The organism is Flavobacterium sp. NRK F7, from assembly GCF_024054195.1.
Taxonomy (GTDB): Bacteria; Bacteroidota; Bacteroidia; order Flavobacteriales; family Flavobacteriaceae; genus Flavobacterium.
The window spans coordinates 425466-444992 of sequence record NZ_JAMXLB010000001.1 but is presented as its reverse complement, the minus strand read 5'-3'; the positions used below and the strand labels follow the sequence as shown (position 1 = coordinate 444992).

Sequence of the window (19527 nt, the reverse complement as noted above, 5' to 3'; positions counted from 1 at the left end):
CTGGTAGTGCTAAAGTATAGTAAGTGTTGTTGATAGCATAAAAAAATTGTTGAACAACACAAAAAACCGATAAAAAGCTTTTTTAATACGCTCGAGCATCTTTTCCTTCGTAAAAATTCATAAATGCTCTATTTACAACTCGATTTCCTCCTGCGGTAGGATAGTCACCTGTAAAGTACCAATCTCCTAAGTTTTTAGGACAAGCTTTGTGTAAATCTCCTACTTTTTGATAGATTATTTTAATTTCTGCACGAACACCTTCAGGAGTTAACATGGCTGCAATTTTATCTGAAATTTCTTCATCTGTAAAGGGTGCATAAATCTCTTTTACATAATTCACTACTTCATCATCTTTAAAAAGTTCTTGACTTTTTGATTTTTTATAAACTTCATCTACAATGTGGTATAAATTACGTTCTTTTAATAACTCTAAAGCAGCTTTAAAAGCAACTAGACCTTCCAATTTAGCCATGTCAATACCATAACAATCTGGATACCTAATTTGAGGTGCAGATGAAACCACCACAATTCTTTTCGGTTGTAAGCGATCCATCATTTTAATAATACTTTGTTTTAAAGTTGTACCTCTTACGATACTGTCATCAATGATGACTAAATTATCTTTGGGTTTAACCACGCCGTAAGTAACATCATAAACGTGCGCTACTAAATCATCTCTACTACTATCTTCTGTAATAAAAGTTCGAAGTTTTGCGTCTTTTATAGCTACTTTTTCGGTGCGTAACTTAACCGATAAAATATCTTGTAATTTTTCTTCTGAAAGTTGCTCTTTGTTTTCTAGAATGGATTTGATTTTTCTTTGATTTAAAAAATCATTGGCTGCTTCAACCATTCCGTAAAATGAGGTTTCTGCTGTGTTCGGTATAAAAGAAAACACACTATTATCGGTGTCGTAATCAATGGCTTTTAAAATAGATGGAAATACTAATTTACCAAGCTCTTTTCTTTCTTTGTAAATCTCTGCATCACTTCCTCTAGAAAAATAGATGCGTTCAAAAGAACAAGCTTTTTTTATAAGCGGTTTTCGAACTTCTTCTATAAATACATTTCCATTTTTTTTGATAATTATTGCATTTCCTGGTTCTAGTTCTTTTACTTCTTCAAAAGGAACATTGAAAACAGTTTGAATTACGGGTCTTTCTGAAGCTACAACGGCAATTTCATCATCTTTATAATAATAAGCAGGTCTAATCCCAGCTGGATCTCTTAAAACGAATGAGTCTCCATGTCCAATTAATCCTGCCATGGCATAACCACCATCCCAATTTCGAGAAGCTCTTTCTAGAATTTTAGGAATGTTTAAACGTTCTGCGATAACAGCAGAAGCTTCTTTTTTGGAATAGCCTTCGTTCTTGCATTTTTGATATAAATCGGTTACTTCATCATCAAGAAAATGACCTATTTTTTCCATTACGGTAACGGTATCAGCTAATTCCTTTGGATGTTGGCCTAGATCTACTAAGCTTTGGAACAATTCTTTAACATTGGTTAAATTAAAATTTCCAGCCACAATAAGGTTGCGATGCATCCAATTATTTTGACGTAAAAAAGGATGTACGCTTTCAATACTGTTTTTTCCAAACGTTCCATAGCGAACATGTCCTAAAAATAATTCCGCGATATAAGGAATGTTCTTTTTTTGTAAATCAATATCATTAAGATATTCTGGGTGTTCTGCTAATTCATTACTGATTCTTCCGTTAATTTGTGAAAAAATATCCTGAATTGGTTGAGCATGATTGGAACGAATTCTACTAATATATCTTTGTCCTGGTTCAATATCCATTTTAATGCTAGCTAAACCAGCACCATCTTGACCACGATTGTGTTGTTTCTCCATTAAGAGATACATTTTTTGAACACCATAAAAAGAGGAACCATATTTTTCTTTATAGTATTCTAAGGGTTTTAATAGTCTTAATAATGCAATCCCACATTCGTGTTTAATAGCGTCACTCATAAAGTTGTTGTGTTGTTTGAGTAATTAGTGTTATGATGAAAATTTATTATTAAAAAAGCCCCGAAAATTCGAGGCATATGACTTTAATCTAATTCTATTTCAAATTGCGTTAGCGCTTTAAATTGTTGTAAGCGAGCAATTACTTCTTCTTTTTCTAATCTTTCCATTCTTTCTGTACCAAATTTTTCTACACAGAATGATGCTAAATTAGAACCATAAATAATCGCATTTTTCATATTGTCGAAAGCAATATTTTCGCTTTGTGCAATATAACCAGCAAATCCTCCTGCAAAAGTATCACCAGCACCTGTTGGATCAAATACTTCTTCTAAAGGTAAAGCAGGAGCAAAGAATACTTCCTTGTTGTGGAACAATAAAGCACCGTGTTCTCCTTTTTTGATAACCACATATTTTGGTCCCATAGTGTGGATTTTTTGAGCTGCTTTTACTAATGAGTATTCACCAGATAATTGACGCGCTTCTTCATCATTAATTGTAATTACATCGACTCTTTTAATTACATCCAATAATTCAGGTAAAGCGCAGTCCATCCAAAAGTTCATAGTGTCTAAAACAATTAATTTTGGTTTAACCTCCATTTGGTCTAATACACTTGATTGTACTAATGGGTGTAAATTACCTAATAAAACCACTTCTGAATTTTTATAATTGCTAGGTACTACAGGATTAAAATCAGCTAATACATTTAATTCGGTTACCAAGGTATCTCTTGAATTTAAATCATTATGGTATTTGCCACTCCAAAAGAAGGTTTTACCTCCTTTCACAATTTCAATTCCTTCAATATTGATACCTTTATTTTCTAATAAATCTAAATGTTCTTTTGGAAAATCTTCTCCTACTACAGAAACTATTGCTGCATCTACGTTAAAAAAAGAAGATGATAAACCAATATATGTAGCTGCTCCTCCTAAAATTTTATCTGTTTTTCCAAATGGAGTTTCAATAGCGTCAAATGCTACTGTACCCACGATAAGTAATTTATTCATTATATCCTTTTTGAAATAAGTTGCAAAGATAAAACTTTAGTTTAAAACTGTAAAGGTTTTAATAAAGTAAAATTGCGAATCTATTTTGATATAATTTTTCTAATTTTATACTATAAATTTATTTGTTAAAAGATGAGAATTGCAATTTTTCAAACAGCGTTAATTTGGCAACAGCCTGAAAATAATCGGAATCTTATTGAAAAGTACCTACATACCTGTAAAGAAACTTTTGATCTTTTAATTTTACCGGAAATGTTCACCACTGGTTTTACCATGACTCCTTCGGAAATAGCTGAGTCCATGAATGGAATTACAATACAGTGGCTAAAAAATCTTGCAAGAGAGAAAAAAATAGCTGTAACAGGAAGTTTGATTATAAAAGAACAAGAGCAATTCTACAACCGTTTGGTTTTTATTTTTCCGAATGGCACTTTAGAGTGGTATGATAAAAGACATTTATTTTCACTAGCTGGAGAGGAGAAAGTATATACGAAAGGGAGAGAGAAGCGTATTATTGAATATAAAGGTTGGAAAATTTGTCCTTTAATATGTTATGATTTACGTTTCCCAGTTTTTAGTAGAAATATTGAATCGTATGATTTATTAATTTATGTGGCAAATTGGCCAAAACCAAGAATTAACGCTTGGAATACCTTATTAAAAGCCAGAGCCATAGAAAACATGGTGTATACTGTTGGTGTTAATCGTATTGGTAACGATGCGAATCAATTGGAATATACGGGAAGTTCTCAAGTAGTAGATTATTTAGGGAATGAAATACTGAATGCTCAAGAGAATCAAGGTGTCTTTGTAGTTGAAATAGATAAAGAAAACATGCTAGAAACCAGAAAAAAACTCAACTTTTTAAACGATAGAGATGTTTTTGAACTTAACTTTTAAAGTTTTTTTTAATCGCCAATTCTAAATTCTTGTTCTACATCCCAATTGGCTCTAACGTCAATTTTTTTAGAGTAATAAATTATTTGTTCGGCTTGTTTTTTTTCTAAATAATTTCCGGTATCCCAAATGCCGTTTTTATTATCGTCATAGATAATTCGTAAGGTGTAAATTCTAGGTTCAATAGATTCGAAATAGACGGATTCATTATTTTCTCTACTTTCTGAAGCTACGACTTCTCCTTTGTCTGTTAAGATTTGAAGAATATAAGGAAAGCGGTTTGCATTTTTAACGGTAACGTTTAAATTACCATAATCGGAGAGTGCTTTAGTAGTAAAAGAAAAGGAAAGTGAATCGTTTTTGGTGTTATAAAAATCTTGCACCGCTTCTGGTAAAAAATTCAGCGTATATTTTTGGTTTTCTTCTTTTTTAAAATCAAAAACAATTTCTTGTTGATATTCTTGGTATTCAAAGGAAAAATCTAAAGCAACGGAATCTTTATCCATTAAATTAATTTTACTCTTGTCTATGTTTACCAAAGGTGTTTTTGTCTTAACGATTAAAGCATCTCTAAAGTTAAGGTTTCTTTGTGTGCTTTGAATTTCTAAAGAATCCGTTTGTTTGAATTCTTTAACTTTACTTGTAAAAGTCTTTGAATAGTCTCCATTTTTAACTGTAAATTGTAAAGAATCTGCTTGTATTGTAGGGATAAATAACTGAATGGAATCTTTTCCTTTATCTGGAAATTTAGTCATTTTTACAGGGATAGTTTCACTTCCAGTGGTTGCAATAATAGTTGCTTTTTCAGGATTTCCTTGAAAACCCATATAGAATTTATTATTGGATTGTTGAATTGGTTTTTCGGCTTTAAAAGTTGTTTTTTCTTTAAAAAGCTCTAATTCACATAATGTATCATTTGGCAAAGTGATAGTTTGTTCCAAGAAAGCAATTTTATCTGTTTTGGGATCAAACTTGTAGTTGTTATTTTTGTCTTTTAGTGCAATAATTTTATAAGCACCTGCTTTTATATTTTCGAAGGCAAAGAATTTTAAACTATCTAAGGTATTCGTTACATAAAGAGGTGTTTCCTTATATATAGTTGAATCTTTAAAAGTAGGGGCGTCATATAATTGTATGGATACAAAATTATCAGGTTTTTCTTCGTACGCATCTTTAACTTTGCCAACTAAAGTTAACGAGTCTATATAGCTTCCCGTTGAAAAAACGTATTTAAATTGCGAATAAGGATTGCCTTCATTATTGTCTGTGATACTTTGACCAAAATTAAAACTATAAGTTGTGTTTGGCTTTAGAGTATCTAAAATTTTTACAGAAATAAATTTACTTGCACTTCCTTGAGGGATAATAATGGGTTGCGTTTTGAAAGGAGGAGAAATAATTAATTGCTTGTTAATGTTTTTTACCTTAATAAGTTCATCAAAAACAATTCGTATTTCATTTCCTTTAAAATTAGTATTGAAATTTTCTGGATTACTAGAAATAATTTTTGGTGCAATAGTGTCTTTTGAACCACCTGTAATAGTGCCTCGTTTTGCACAACTACTCGTAAATAGTAAGAGCGATACAATAAGCCCAAATGTTATACAATAGATATTTTTCATGCCTTCTTTTAACTAAACGCTTACAAAATAACAACTATATTTAGTGTAAACATAATTTTTTATTTTTTTTTATGACTGTGTATAAGCTAACGTAATTACACTAACTTTAGCGTTGGGGATTTTTAATAGAGCTTTGGTGCAAGCTTCGATAGTTGCTCCAGTAGTAATTACATCATCAATTAAAAGAAAATGTTTTCCATTGGATTCAGTGCTATTTCTAACTTCAAATAAATTTTTACCTTTTGTTTGTCGTTCAATTTTATTCTTTTTGGTTTGTGTTTTTGAATACTCGTTTCTGAATAAAAGAGTGTCGTTATAAGGAATGCTTAATTCATTAGATAAACTGATACAAAAAGTCTCTACTTGATTGTAATTTCTTTCTTTTAATCGTTTCGGATGGAGCGGAACTGGAATTATTTCATCGATTCGATATTTTTCTTTTAAATGCTGTAATGATGGAGCATAATTTAATCCTAAAAAAGTGCCAATTTCTTGTTTGCCTTTATATTTTAATTGATGAATGAGGTTTTGGACAATACCTTCTTTATGAAAATAGAGCATGGAATAGGCAAATTCTAAATCGACTATGCCATAAAATTTATTCAAAGTATCATTTTGTTCTAATAGATGATGGTGTGTATAAGGTAAATGATGAATACAGGAACTACAAATTATTTTTTCATTGTTTAACAAAAGTTCGTTACAACCATAACAAAGTGAGGGAAATAATAATTTTAACAGATTTTTATGCATTACACCGATAATAAAATTAGAGAGACTTAAAATTCAGTTAATTTAATCAAAAATAGAACTTAATGGCATTCAAAAAAAGGACAATTATTAAAATTTCATTAACTGTTTTAACCTTTTTGGTGTTATTATTAGTTTTTGGATATTATAATCTTTGTGCTAAATATGATCTTTTAGTGGATCAATCCAATATAGAAAGCAAATTGCTTCAAAATCAGTTTGATGAAATTCTGAAAAAATACGATTCACTTAATTTAGTGATTGAAAAGAATGAAGTTGCCGAGGTTGAAAAGGTTGTGGTAGCCGCTCAAGAAAATAAAGCGCATTTTCTTTCTACTACTTGGGATATTAACCATGAAAACAAATCCTTAGAATATAAAATTAATCTTTTGAAATCTAAGATTAATGAGGATTCTAACGAAATAATCAAAATCAATACGATACTTACCCAAAACAAGAAAGAATTGGCAGAATTGGTCTCTCATAAAAAGAATGAATACGTAGGAAGACATGAGAATTTAAATGCCATAAATTTAAATGCTAGAGGGGTGAAGATTTTATCAGATTTGTATTCCAAAAATAGAGAGGGTAAAATTCAGCAAATCAGAGTTTGTTTTACTTTAGAAGGAAATGAATTTGTAAGAAATGGAAATAAGCAATTATACGTTCAAGTAGTGAATCCAAAAAATCAAATTATATCTGTTAAAGACACGCATTTAGAAACAAATAACTTGAAGTTGACCTATAGTGCGAAAACAGAAGCAATGTACACTAAGAAAGATTTAGATGTTTGTACCTATGTAGATTTAGAAGCAGACAAAACCATAAAAGGAAAATATATTATTAATGTTTACAATTCTTTTTGTAAAATTGGTAGCACTATTTTTGAATATGAATAATACTCAAATTATTCACAAAAAATCTTTTCTTTATTTAAAACCTATTTTTACTTTTGCAACATGGCAAAACAAGATGATTTATTTAAAAATGTAATTTCGCATGCAAAAGAGTACGGATTTATTTTTCCGTCAAGCGAAATTTACGACGGACTAAGTGCGGTATATGACTATGCACAAAACGGTGTTGAATTAAAGAAAAATATACGCGAATATTGGTGGAAAGCCATGGTGCAAATGCATGAAAACATTGTAGGAATTGATGCCGCTATTTTTATGCACCCAACCACTTGGAAAGCTTCAGGTCACGTAGATGCTTTCAGCGATCCATTAATTGATAATAAAGATTCCAAAAAAAGATATCGTGCCGATGTTTTGATTGAAGATTATGCTGAAAAAATCAATATCAAAGCACAAAAAGAAATAGAAAAAGCGAAAGTGCGTTTTGGTGATGCTTTTAACGAAGCAGAATTTGTAAGTACAAATGAGCGTGTTAAAGGATATTTAGATCAAAAAAATGCTATTTTACAGCGCATGGCACGTTCTTTAGAAAGTGATAACTTGGCAGATGTAAAAGCGTTGATTGAAGAATTAGGAATTGCTTGTCCAGAATCGGGTTCTAAAAATTGGACCGAAGTAAGACAGTTCAACCTAATGTTTGCAACAAAATTAGGAGCTTCTGCTGATACGGCAATGGACTTATACTTGCGGCCTGAAACCGCTCAAGGTATTTTTGTAAACTTTTTAAATGTTCAGAAAACAGGGCGCATGAAAATACCTTTTGGTATTGCGCAAACTGGTAAAGCATTTCGTAATGAAATTGTAGCGAGACAATTTATTTTTAGAATGCGTGAGTTTGAACAAATGGAAATGCAGTTTTTTGTAAAGCCAGGTGAAGAAATGCAGTGGTACGAGTATTGGAAACAAACCCGTTTAGCTTGGCATCAATCTTTAGGTTTAGGTGCTGAAAATTACCGTTTTCACGATCATGAAAAATTAGCCCATTATGCGAATGCAGCGGCTGATATTGAATTCAACTTTCCATTTGGTTTCAAAGAGTTAGAAGGAATTCATTCTAGAACTGATTTTGATTTAAAAGCGCATGAAGAATATTCTGGTAAAAAATTACAATTCTTCGATAATGAAACCAACTCTAGCTATGTACCTTATGTAGTAGAAACATCGGTTGGTTTAGATCGTATGTTTTTAGCGGTTTTTTCAAAAGCTTTGCAAGAAGAGACTTTAGAAGATGGTTCGACTAGAACCGTATTGCGTTTGCCTTCTGTTTTAGCACCCACTAAAGCGGCCGTTTTACCTTTAATTAAAAGAGATGGTTTGCCAGAAGTTGCTAAAGAAATCATTGAAGATTTAAAATGGGATTTCAACGTAGCGTATGATGAAAAAGATGCTGTTGGAAGAAGATATAGAAGGCAAGATGCGTTAGGAACACCATTTTGTATTACTGTAGATCATCAAACGTTAGAAGATAAAACGGTAACCATTCGTCATAGAGATTCTATGGAACAACAACGTGTTGCTATTTCTGAATTAAGAGGAATTATCAACAATGAAGTTTCTATGAGAAACTGGTTGATGAAAATGAAATAATTAGTTTTACACTAAAAATAAAATCCCAAATGAAACCATTTGGGATTTTTTATTGTCTATAAAGCAGTGTTGAGATGTTTCTAAATTCTGAAATTTAATTTCTAATTTTCAAGTGCATTCCAACCTCTTGCTTTTAAAGGGATTTTAGTGTCTGCTCTTGTAATTAAATGCACACCTTCTTTTTCTTCCACCATATGTCCAATTACCGAAAAATTGGGATTGGCTTTAATTTTATCAAAATCTTCCATTTTAATGGTAAATAACAATTCATAATCTTCTCCGCCGCTTAAAGCAATAGTGGTAATGTCAAGATTGAATTCTTCACAAACAGAAATTAATTGAGGATCAGCTGGAATTTTTTCTTCATAAAGATTACAACCCACTTTACTCTGTTTACACAAATGAAGTATTTCTGATGATAAACCATCTGAAATGTCAATCATAGAGGTGGGTTTTACGTCTAATTGAGCTAACAATTCTTTGATATCCGCTCTGGCTTCGGGTTTCAATTGTCTTTCAATTAAATACGAATATTGTTCTAAATCGGGTTGATTATTTGGATTCACTTGGAATACTTGTTTTTCGCGTTCTAAAACCTGTAATCCCATATAAGCAGCACCTATATCTCCAGTTACCACTAATAAATTGGTTGGTTTTGCACCATTTCTATAAGCAACTTCGTCTAAGTCTACTTCTCCTATGGCTGTGATGCTAATAATTAATCCTTTTTGAGATGAAGTGGTGTCGCCTCCAATAATATCTACATTGTAAACCTTAGCGGCTAATTTTATACCTTCATATAATTCTTCAATAGCTTCTAAAGGAAATCGGTTAGACATGGCTAAAGATACCGTAATTTGTGTAGGTTTAGCATTCATGGCACAAATGTCGGAAAGATTAGCTACCACCGCCTTATAACCTAAATGTTTTAAAGGCATATAGGCTAAATCAAAATGAACACCTTCAATCAATAAATCGGTAGAAACCACTACTTTTTTATTTTCAAAATTAAGTACGGCTGCATCATCTCCAATACTTTTAATGGTAGATTCGTGATTGATGGTGATATTTTTGGTCAAATAATCAATTAAACCAAATTCTCCTAATTCAGCTAAACTGGTTCTTTTTTGGTTTTTGTCTTCTAACATGTGATTTTTTTTGCAAAGATAGTATTATTTGGAGTAATGGTTTGTTTTGAAGAGTAGGAAATCTTACTTTGCTTGTAAAGAAACTACAAGTCTAATTCTTGAAGTTTGTCATAAATAAGATGGCTTTCATAACCTCTACGCAAAAAGTAATCAACAAATTTTTTATTTTTTTTAGGCCCTTTTTTTTCTTTTAAACTTAACCAATGTTTTTCAGCAAGAGAATTAAAGTGATGCACATACTTTTCTTCATCAATTTCTTGTAAGGCTAACTCAATGATCTTTGAAGAAATATTTCTAAATTTTAATTCGTTTTTAATTCGCAGTTTACCCCAACTCTTATAGTTGTGTTTTCCTCTAGTAAAACTTTTAGCAAAACGCTCTTCATTGATGTAATTATTTTCAATTAAATGAATCAGGATTTTCTCTTTTTCAGCTGAGCTCACTCGGTATGAAAAAAGCTTTTCATCTACTTCTTTATAACAACGCTCTTGGTAGGAACAATAATACTCCATTTTTGTAAGAATATCTTGTAATGAGAGGGTTAACGAATTGTTTTGGTTCAAAGTCTTAACGATTTAGTAAAGTAAATTTTGAACAAAAATACGTATTATTAAATATTTTTGCCTACTTTTAAAAGCTATTTTGTTATTAACCAAATCTTTAAAGCTATTAACCAATGAAGCTAAGATTACTATTAATTACCCTTTTTATGGGGTATTTTGCGTGTGCGCAAGGTTTAGAAGATTTCTCAAATATACCTACTGCTAGTACTGGAAGTTATTTGTCTAGAACATGGACAGGAACAGATGGTGTTACTTGGAATGCTACTGCAGCTAGAACAGATCAAACGTTAAATGGAAAAGCAATTTGTACAAGTGGTACTGGTTCGGTAACTTCACCAACCTATGCTGGTGGAATGGGTGTTTTAAATTTTTCATATGTACGTGCTTTTACAGGAACTGGTACGAGAAGTATTCAAGTATGGGTAAACGGGTCTCAAATTGGAGAGACAATAACTGTTTCTCCCACTTCTGATGCTGTAGCTGCTTATAGTCAACCTATTAACGTATCAGGAAATGTTGTTTTAGAATTGCGAACATCAGGTAATCAAATTAAAATTGATGACATTTCATGGACTACTTTTTCTGCTTGTTCGCCACCAGCTGATCCTTCTGGAAGTATTTCAGTCACTGCTGCTTGTGGTTCTTCGAGTTTGACTTATTCTTCGCCAAGTACAACAGCTTATTGGCAAACTAGTGCTACAGGAACTGATACTTCTTTTCCAACAACCTCTTCCTACACGGCTACTGCTTCGGGAACGTATTATGTAAGAGTATTTAACGGGTCTTGTTGGTCAACGAATGCTGTATCACAGTCAGTAAGTGTTGTGAATTCAGTATCAATAACTGCGCAGCCTACTAATCAAGCTACTATAACCGGTGCTACTGCTACATTTACTGTTATGGCAACAAATGTTACTTTGTATCAATGGCAAGTATCTACTAATGGAGGTAGTTCTTGGTCTAATGTGGGTACAAATTCCAATAGTTACACTACTCCTACGACTACCTTAAGCATGAATGGTTATTTGTATCGCGTTTTAGTTTCTGGTACAGCTCCATGTGGCACTGTAACTTCTTCTGAAGCTACTTTAACCGTTACTACAGGACCTTGTGTAAGTGAAAATTTTAACACCTTTACAGGTTCTAATTTTTCAAGTGGTTGGACCGGAAGTGGATTAGGAAATTACACCACTGCTGGTAGTTCAGGGCTTTCACCTAATTCAGTACAATTTAATGATACTAATGATGTATTAGTTACACCTTCTTTTACAAATGCAATTGAACTTTCATTTTGGATAAAGGGAAATGGTACTAATGCCGCTTCTTCATTATTAATTGAAGGTTACAATGGAAGTACTTGGGTAACAGTGAATACTATTACTTCACTTCCAACAACTGGTACAACTATCACTTATAATTCGGGTTCAGTACCTTCTTTGCCAAATAATTTACAGCAATTTAGATTTACCTATACTAAAAGTGCAGGAAATTTAGCTTTTGATGATGTAACTGTGATTTGTGGCACACCACCTTCTGGTCCAGAAATTAATGTAACAGGTAATGGCATTACTATTGTTGATGGAGATACTTCTCCTTCTTCCACTGATAATACTAATTTTGGTAGTGCATTAATAAGCACTAATATCGTCCAAACATTTGTAATTCAGAACTTGGGCACAACCGATTTAAATTTATCGTTGCCCATCACTTTTTCAGATACTTCATTGCCTCAAGAATTTGTGATTACACAACCTTCGGTGAGTACTATTGTTGCGGGTGGTTCTACATTCTTTACCGTTACTTTTAACAGTGCTGTAGCAGGATTGTTTACCAATACTATAAATATCTCAAATTCAGATTCTGATGAGTCATTGTATAATTTTGATATTCTTGCAATAGCTTCTAATTTAGCAACTGGGGGTACTGCTTTTAGATCTGGAGAGTTGATTTTTACAGGTTATGATGGGCAAATTAATGGAAGTGGGGCTGAAGATGAATATTTAGTAGCAACTTTAGTGGATATTTTACCAGGGACCGTATTTTCAATTGTAAATTCTAGATATGAAGCGGGTGCTGCAGCTGGTGTGAGAACTAATAAATGGGGAGGCGGAGGAGACGATCCTAGTGAGCCTCCTTATCAAGCCGATATTACTTATAATGGTAGTACTTCAATTCCTGCGGGTTCTGTTTTACAGATAATTACTAATGGAACCGCAAATTGGTTTGGAACAATTAATGTAATAACTAATAATGTTTCTAGCAATCGAACTTCAGATTTTTCTGGAAGTGTTTTAGGAGGGACATTTTTAACACCAAATATTTCTACAAGTTCTCCAGATCAAATGTATTTAGTTCAAGGAAGTTTTACATCAGATGGAACTATTGACGCCAATCAAGCAAATTATTATTTATCAGGCACATTACTGCATGGATTGACAAATAGAGCGGCTTGGGTGCCTTTGGCAAATGCATGTAGTGGTTCGAGTGCAACTACTTCTGCAAATCCAAGGGAGTCAAGATTACCTGCAGCATTAACTTGTTTTAATGTGGAAAGTATTAGTTCAAGTGCTGTAAGTGGATATTATGAAAATGATAAAGAACATGGAACAGCTTCCATTTACCAAATAATTAATGCGGTGGCTGATGTTTCCAATAATTGGACTTTAGGGACCGGAAGATATAATTTAAATCCAACAAATGTTGTAGCTACAAGTGCTGGTAGAACTTTTGTGATTGGACCAAGTAACCCTTCAGGTCAATGGGTAGGAGATGTAGATACAAATTGGTTTAACTGTGCTAACTGGTCAGGTTTAGCTGTCCCAGATGCGAACACTGATGTGATTATTACAGCTTCTGCAACTAATGTTGCTAGAGTAGATTATACAGCGGCTTATTCGGATAATTATACTGATTTAGCAGTTTGTAACAACATTTCGATTTTAGGGAGTAAAGTAGAACTTTTTGCTAGCAATAATAATATTTTAGAAGTATTTGGAGATTTATTAATTGACACTTCTGGAGTTTTAGATATGGATGACGCAAATTCAGCTACTGCAGATGGACAACTTCTTTTACATGGAAATTGGACCAATAATAGAACAAAAGATGCTTTAGAAGAGGGTAACGGAACTATTGTGTTTAAAGGGATAACAGATCAGATAATCAATGCAGTAGCTCCTGAAGGGACAGAAGTTTTTTACGATGTAATTATGAATAATAATTTTACAACTAGTGTTTCTAATAATTTAATTGCTTCAGGAGATTTACTTGTTGAAGTAGGTAAAACGATAACTGTTAGTGCGGATGATTATATTCAAGTTAATAATGATTTAACTGTTGATGGCACATTAACGGTTTTAAATGATGGTTCTTTAATTCAAGTGAATGATTCAGGAGTAAACACAGGTAATATTACATATGAAAGAACGACTTCAGGTAGTGCTTTGGATTATGTTTATTGGTCTTCACCTACTGAATCGAGTGTTACACCAACTAGTGGTCATGTGTATATATGGAATCCAACTCAGTCTAATCCAAATGGGGGTTATGGATATTGGAATCTGGCTTTAGGAACTTCTATGGAATCTGGAAAAGGGTATATTATGAGAGATGTGTTTTCAAGAACGTTTACAGGAGTGGCAAGAAATGGAATCATTTCAGTACCAATTGAAAGAGCAGATTATACTGGACTAGATTATTCTGGAAACAATGGAGTGACCATCACTAATGTAGATGATAATTTAAATTTAGTTGGAAATCCTTATCCATCTTCCATAAATGCGATAGATTTTCTTCTTGCCAATACTAATATTGAAGGAGCAGTAAGAATTTGGACACACGGAATAACACCTTCAACAAGTATTCAAAACCCTTTTTATGGTTCGTATCAAGCTAATTATTCGGTTAATGATTATGTGATATATAATAGTACTGGAGCAAGTTTTGGTCCAAGTACATTTAACGGTTTGATAGCTGGTGGCCAAGGTTTTTTTACAATTATGAATGATGGTGCAGCTGCAACCGAAACTGTTGTTTTTAATAATTCTATGAGAGACAAAGGGTATGATAACAGTCAGTTTTATAGAACGGCAACTGGTAGCAACAAACATAGAATATGGTTAGAATTAAAAACTGATGTTAATCAATCTGCTAAAACACTTGTTGGGTACGTTGAAGGGGCTACCATGGGTAGAGATAGAATGTTTGATGCAGTAGCTTTAGAAGCTACGCAAGCCTCAATTTATTCCATAGTAGAAGAAAAAAACATGAATATTCAAGGAAGATTTCCATTTAATGATGATGATATCGTTTCTTTAGGTGTTAAAATAACTAAAAATGGAAGTAATACTATTGGAATTTTTGCTTTAGATGGTCTTTTTTCTAATCAAGATATTTATCTGGAAGATTTATATTTGCATGTTATTCATAATTTAAAAACAGCACCTTATACGTTTGATGCTCCTAAAGGCATTTTTAATGACCGATTTGTATTGCGATTTAAAAATACTAGTGTGTTATCTAATGAATCATTTATAGCTAATGATAATCTTGTTGAAATACACACAGGTTCGTTTATCGAAATAAAATCAACTTCGAAAAGTAATATTAAATCTGTTAGTGTTTATGATATTTTAGCTCGAAAAATAGTTGATGAAAAAAACATTAATCAAAGAGAATTAACACTAAAATCACTAAATAAAAATAATGTCCCATTAATCGTGTTAATTGAATTAGAAGACGGTTATAAAATGTCTAAAAAGATTATCTTTTAAATTTTCCTACAAAAAAGAACGAAAAAAACTGCTAAATGGCAGTTTTTTTCGTTTAAATGTAAAAAATATGCTAAATAATTTTATATTTGTTGTATTAATCGAGTAGAAAAATTACCTATTAACCAACCGAGAAATGAAAAAAATTTTACTTTCATTAACTCTGCTTTTCTCTATTTTGAACGGTTTTTCTCAGAAACAAAATGGATGGAAAAAAGTAGAAAAGTCAACTTTCTTAGATACCAAAGAGATAAGAAGGTCATCCTTACCTTTAGAATATGAACTATTTGAATTCGATTATCAAGCTTTTAAATCTAGTTTGATAAATGTTCCTAAAAGAGAATCTTTAACTGAAATTTCAAATGCAATAGTTTCGATTCCAAACCCTAAGGGTAACTTGGAGCAATATCGAATTGTGGAAGCGTCTAATTTTGAAGCCGAATTACAAAATAAGTTTCCTGAAATTAGATCTTATTCAGGACAAGGTGTAAATAATCCTTCCAATTCAATCCGATTTAGTGTGTCACCCTATAATGGTATAAGTGCGATTATTCGTTCGGGTTCAGAACAAACTACCTACATTATAGATCCAGTATCAATAGATTATAAAACGTGTATTGTTTTTGATAGAGCAAAATCAACAAAGGCAGAAGGAGAATTTATCTGTACGACTGAAGAAGCAATTCAAAGAGTGGGTAATCCAAATGAGATGGAGAGTTCTTTCTTGAGAGATGCAGACGATTCTAATCTAAGAGTTTTTAGAATGGCTCAATCTTGTACTGGAGAGTATGCGAATTATTTTGGTGCAACAAGTTCCGCACAAGTAAACTTGGTTATGGCAGCTTTTAATGCTACTTATACTCGTGTTAATGCTATTTTTGAAGTCGATTTTAATTGTACGATGCAATTAATAGCAACCACTACAAATGTTATCTACTATAATGCAGGAACAGACCCTTATTCGGATTCTGCCAACATGAATAACTGGAATTCACAATTACAATCTACATTAACAAGTGTTATTGGAAGTGCTAATTATGATATTGGGCATCTTTTTGGTGCAGATGGTGGTGGTGGTAATGCAGGATGTATAGGCTGTGTATGTGGTACTTCTACTCAACCTTGGACTGGTTTAGGTTCGGGTAAAGGGAGTGGTTATACTTCACCGGGAGATGGTATACCATATGGGGACAATTTCGATGTTGATTACGTGGCTCATGAAATTGGTCATCAATTAGGTGGGAATCATACTTTTTCGCATAGTGCTGAAAATAATTCAGTTAATATGGAACCAGGTTCTGGAGTAACAATTATGGGTTATGCTGGTATTACGGGAGCAACCGATGTGGCTAATCATTCTATTCCTATTTTTCATGCGGGTTCAATTCAACAAATAACTACGAATATAAAAAGTAAATCATGTCCTTCAATTGTATCACTTTCTAATGCTGTACCAGTACCTAGTGCTCCAACTACAAAAACTTTACCAAGAGGGACAGCTTTTAAATTAATTGGTTCTGCTACTGATACAGACTCAGGAGACGTTTTATCTTATTGTTGGGAACAGGTAGATGATGCAACCACTGTTGGTGCTGTAGCTTCTTACCCAACAGAAACGAAAACAAATGGTCCCAACTTCCGATCTTTTATGCCAAGTAATTCAGGGGTAAGGTATTTTCCAAGAATGCAAGACCATGTTACTAATGGAATTACAGGAAATCAATGGGAGATAGTACCCAATGACGCTAGCGCGAATAGAACTTTAACCTTCAGAATGACCGTTAGAGATAACAGAGCAGATGGAGGAAATAATAAAGGCGTAAATACTGCGGTTACTTTCGACAGAACTAAAGGTCCGTTTTTAATAACGTCTCAGAATACAACCGGAATTAGTTATACACAAGGTTCCACACAAACTGTAACTTGGTCAGTAAATGGAACGAATACCATGACGGGTGCAGCCAATGTAAATATTAAACTTTCTACAGATGGCGGTCAAACGTTTCCAATAACGTTAGCTAGTAATACCACTAATGATGGTAGTCAAAATGTTACGATTCCTAATGTGGCTGCACCTTATTGTAGAATTTTAATCGAGCCAACAGGAAATGATTTTTATGCTATCAATACTCAGGATTTTGCAATTGGATATGTAGTTACCGATGTTTGTAATACATATACTAGAACACTTACTTCGGGTAATACAATTACAGATCAAAGTCCATTGGCATATCAAAATTTTGTTTTAAATGTACCAGATAATGTAACTATAACAGATGTTAATGTAACTTCTGATATAACTCATTCGAGAAGAAATCATCTATATGCTGCTATAAATAGTCCAGAAGGAACATTTGTACAGTTGTTTACTGGCGGTAGTTGTACTAATGCTATTTCTAATTTAACTGGGACATGGGATAGTCAGTCAGCAACAGCAGCAACTTGTGGTCCAACTAGTAATTTTGGAACTATGAAGCCAACTGGCGATTTAAATGTTTTAAACGGTCAAAATGCGCAAGGGAATTGGTATTTCAGAGTTGCTGATGTAACTGCTGGTAGAGATGGAACTTTAAATAGTTTTTCATTTAGAATTTGTTACAAAGAAATAGTTGAATCTCCTAACGCATGTGGAGTAATTACCACAACTTGGAATGGTACTTCTTGGTCTAATGGGGTGCCAATCAAAAATGTGGCAGCTATTATTAACGGAAATTATACTTCAACTGCAGATTTAGAAGCTTGTTCTTTAACCATTGGTTCAGGAGCTAACGTTATCATCAATTCTGGACATACTTTAACTATTACGAATGAAATAGATGTTGTTGCTGGTGGTTCTTTAACAATTAATAATAATGCTGCATTAAGACAAATTAATGGAGAGGCAAGTAATACAGGAAATATAGTGGTTAAAAGAAATTCAGCTCCTATGATTCGTTTGGATTATACAGCATGGTCTTCTCCAGTTGTTGGGCAACAATTATTAGCGTTTTCTCCAAATACTATTAGTACTCGTTTTTACGAATATTTGTATACAGGAACGACTACGCCTACAGCTTATCAATCTGTAGATCCTACTACAAATTTTGCTACAGGTAAAGGATACATGATTCGAGTAGATAACAACTGGTCAGCTACTACACCGGCTTCTTATAATGGTCAATTTTCAGGAGTTCCTTTTAATGGTGATTTAACGGTAGGCTTAGGAAAAGGATATAACTTATTAGGAAATCCTTATGCATCTCCAATAGATGCTGATCGATTCTTACAAGATAATGCAACCACAGTTGGTGCACTTTATTTTTGGACACATACTGTTGCGGCAAGTGGAGGTGTCTATCCAGCTAATAATTATGCTTCCTACACTACTTTAGGAGGAACTGCTGCTGCTGCAGGAGGTCAAACACCTAACGGTAAAATTCAAACAGGACAAGGATTTTATGTAAGAGCATATGATTTTGGAAATGCTACTTTTACTAATGCACAACGAGTAAACGCAACTTCAAGTACACAATATTTTAGAACTACAACAGAAGAAAATAATGACACACCTGAAGTACATCGATTTTGGTTGAATTTAAATAGCTCATCTGAAGCCTATAATCAAATTTTAGTAGGTTATAAAGAAGGTGCTACGAATGGAGTAGATAATTTAATTGATGGTAAAATGTTAGATACTGCTAATACTACTTATATTTACAGTATTATCAACGATAATGAATATGTAATTCAAGGGAAAGGATTACCATTTTTAGATACAGATAGTGTAACTTTAGGTTTGAAAGTAGGTGTGTCAGGTAGTTATACCATAAGTTTAGAGTCTATGGACGGTTTGTTTGCTTCTCAAAATATTTATTTAAGAGACGCTTATACCAATGTAATTCATGATTTAAAACAAACAGCTTATGCATTTACTTCTCAAGCGGGTACTTTTACTGATCGTTTTTCAATTGTATATAGAGAAAGTGCTTTAGATATTTCAACTTTTGTGAACGATGCTGCAATTATTGTTTATTCGCAAGAGCAATCTATTGTTGTAGATTCAGGAAAAGAGATGATTAAGAAAGTAAGTGTTTTAGATGTATTAGGCAGAACGCTGTTTGAAAGTTCTTCTTTGAATCAAAATACAGTTGCTATAACTTCTCTTACGTCTACAAATCAAGCTTTATTTGTTAGAGTAACTTTAACAAATGGGCAAGTAATTAATAAGAAAATTATATTTTAGATTTTTATAGTGAATAATGAAATGAGTTGTCAGAAATGGCAACTCATTTTTTTTGTAATTA

11 protein-coding genes are annotated in these 19527 nt (G+C 32.8%); 5 read left to right on the top strand and 6 right to left on the bottom strand.

Translation table 11 applies throughout. The annotated features are described in order from the left end of the window. Positions 1 to 82: 82 nt before the first annotated feature. Positions 83 to 1981 carry an amidophosphoribosyltransferase gene (locus NHF47_RS01775; RefSeq protein WP_252763309.1) on the bottom strand — a complete coding sequence of 633 codons (1899 nt, stop codon included), beginning with the start codon at positions 1979 to 1981 and terminating at the stop codon, positions 83 to 85. An 83-nt stretch (positions 1982 to 2064) separates the two neighbouring features. Then, on the bottom strand, positions 2065 to 2991 hold the full coding sequence (locus tag NHF47_RS01770; RefSeq protein ID WP_252763308.1) for a PfkB family carbohydrate kinase: 927 nt from the start codon (positions 2989 to 2991) through the stop codon (positions 2065 to 2067). A 132-nt stretch (positions 2992 to 3123) separates the two neighbouring features. On the opposite strand from NHF47_RS01770, the gene NHF47_RS01765 reads away from it, so the two are divergent. Continuing rightward, positions 3124 to 3891: a nitrilase family protein gene (locus NHF47_RS01765; RefSeq protein WP_252763307.1), complete on the top strand. Its 768-nt coding sequence runs from the start codon at positions 3124 to 3126 to the stop codon at positions 3889 to 3891. Positions 3892 to 3899: 8 nt separating this feature from the next. Here the strand turns inward: NHF47_RS01765 and NHF47_RS01760 are convergent, their stop codons facing one another. Both NHF47_RS01760 and NHF47_RS01755 read right to left on the bottom strand, forming a co-directional pair. Next, positions 3900 to 5510, bottom strand: a complete 1611-nt coding sequence (locus NHF47_RS01760) for an Ig-like domain-containing protein (RefSeq protein ID WP_252763306.1) — start codon at positions 5508 to 5510, stop codon at positions 3900 to 3902. Between the two features lie 69 nt (positions 5511 to 5579). After that, the gene (locus tag NHF47_RS01755; protein WP_252763305.1) at positions 5580 to 6263 is read right to left on the bottom strand and encodes a ComF family protein; all 684 of its coding nucleotides are present in this window, start codon (positions 6261 to 6263) and stop codon (positions 5580 to 5582) included. Between the two features lie 62 nt (positions 6264 to 6325). Between NHF47_RS01755 and NHF47_RS01750 the strand changes: the two genes are divergently transcribed. Next, positions 6326 to 7159, top strand: a complete 834-nt coding sequence (locus NHF47_RS01750) for a hypothetical protein (RefSeq protein ID WP_252763304.1) — start codon at positions 6326 to 6328, stop codon at positions 7157 to 7159. Positions 7160 to 7219: 60 nt separating this feature from the next. Then, on the top strand, positions 7220 to 8764 hold the full coding sequence (locus NHF47_RS01745) for a glycine--tRNA ligase (RefSeq protein WP_252763303.1): 1545 nt from the start codon (positions 7220 to 7222) through the stop codon (positions 8762 to 8764). 101 nt (positions 8765 to 8865) lie between these two features. Here NHF47_RS01745 and thiL read toward each other — a convergent pair whose 3' ends face one another. Continuing rightward, entirely contained in the window at positions 8866 to 9912 is a 1047-nt protein-coding gene (gene thiL / locus NHF47_RS01740) for a thiamine-phosphate kinase (RefSeq protein ID WP_140998198.1), read from the bottom strand. 83 nt (positions 9913 to 9995) lie between these two features. Further along, positions 9996 to 10424: a regulatory protein RecX gene (locus NHF47_RS01735; RefSeq protein ID WP_252763302.1), complete on the bottom strand. Its 429-nt coding sequence runs from the start codon at positions 10422 to 10424 to the stop codon at positions 9996 to 9998. A gap of 164 nt (positions 10425 to 10588) precedes the next feature. Here NHF47_RS01735 and NHF47_RS01730 point away from each other — a divergent pair, with 164 nt between their 5' ends. Both NHF47_RS01730 and NHF47_RS01725 read left to right on the top strand, forming a co-directional pair. Then, the gene (locus NHF47_RS01730) at positions 10589 to 15247 is read left to right on the top strand and encodes a choice-of-anchor D domain-containing protein (protein ID WP_252763301.1); all 4659 of its coding nucleotides are present in this window, start codon (positions 10589 to 10591) and stop codon (positions 15245 to 15247) included. A gap of 133 nt (positions 15248 to 15380) precedes the next feature. Next, a complete protein-coding gene (locus tag NHF47_RS01725; protein ID WP_252763300.1) occupies positions 15381 to 19466 on the top strand; it encodes a reprolysin-like metallopeptidase in 4086 nt (1361 codons plus the stop codon). Positions 19467 to 19527: the final 61 nt, after the last annotated feature.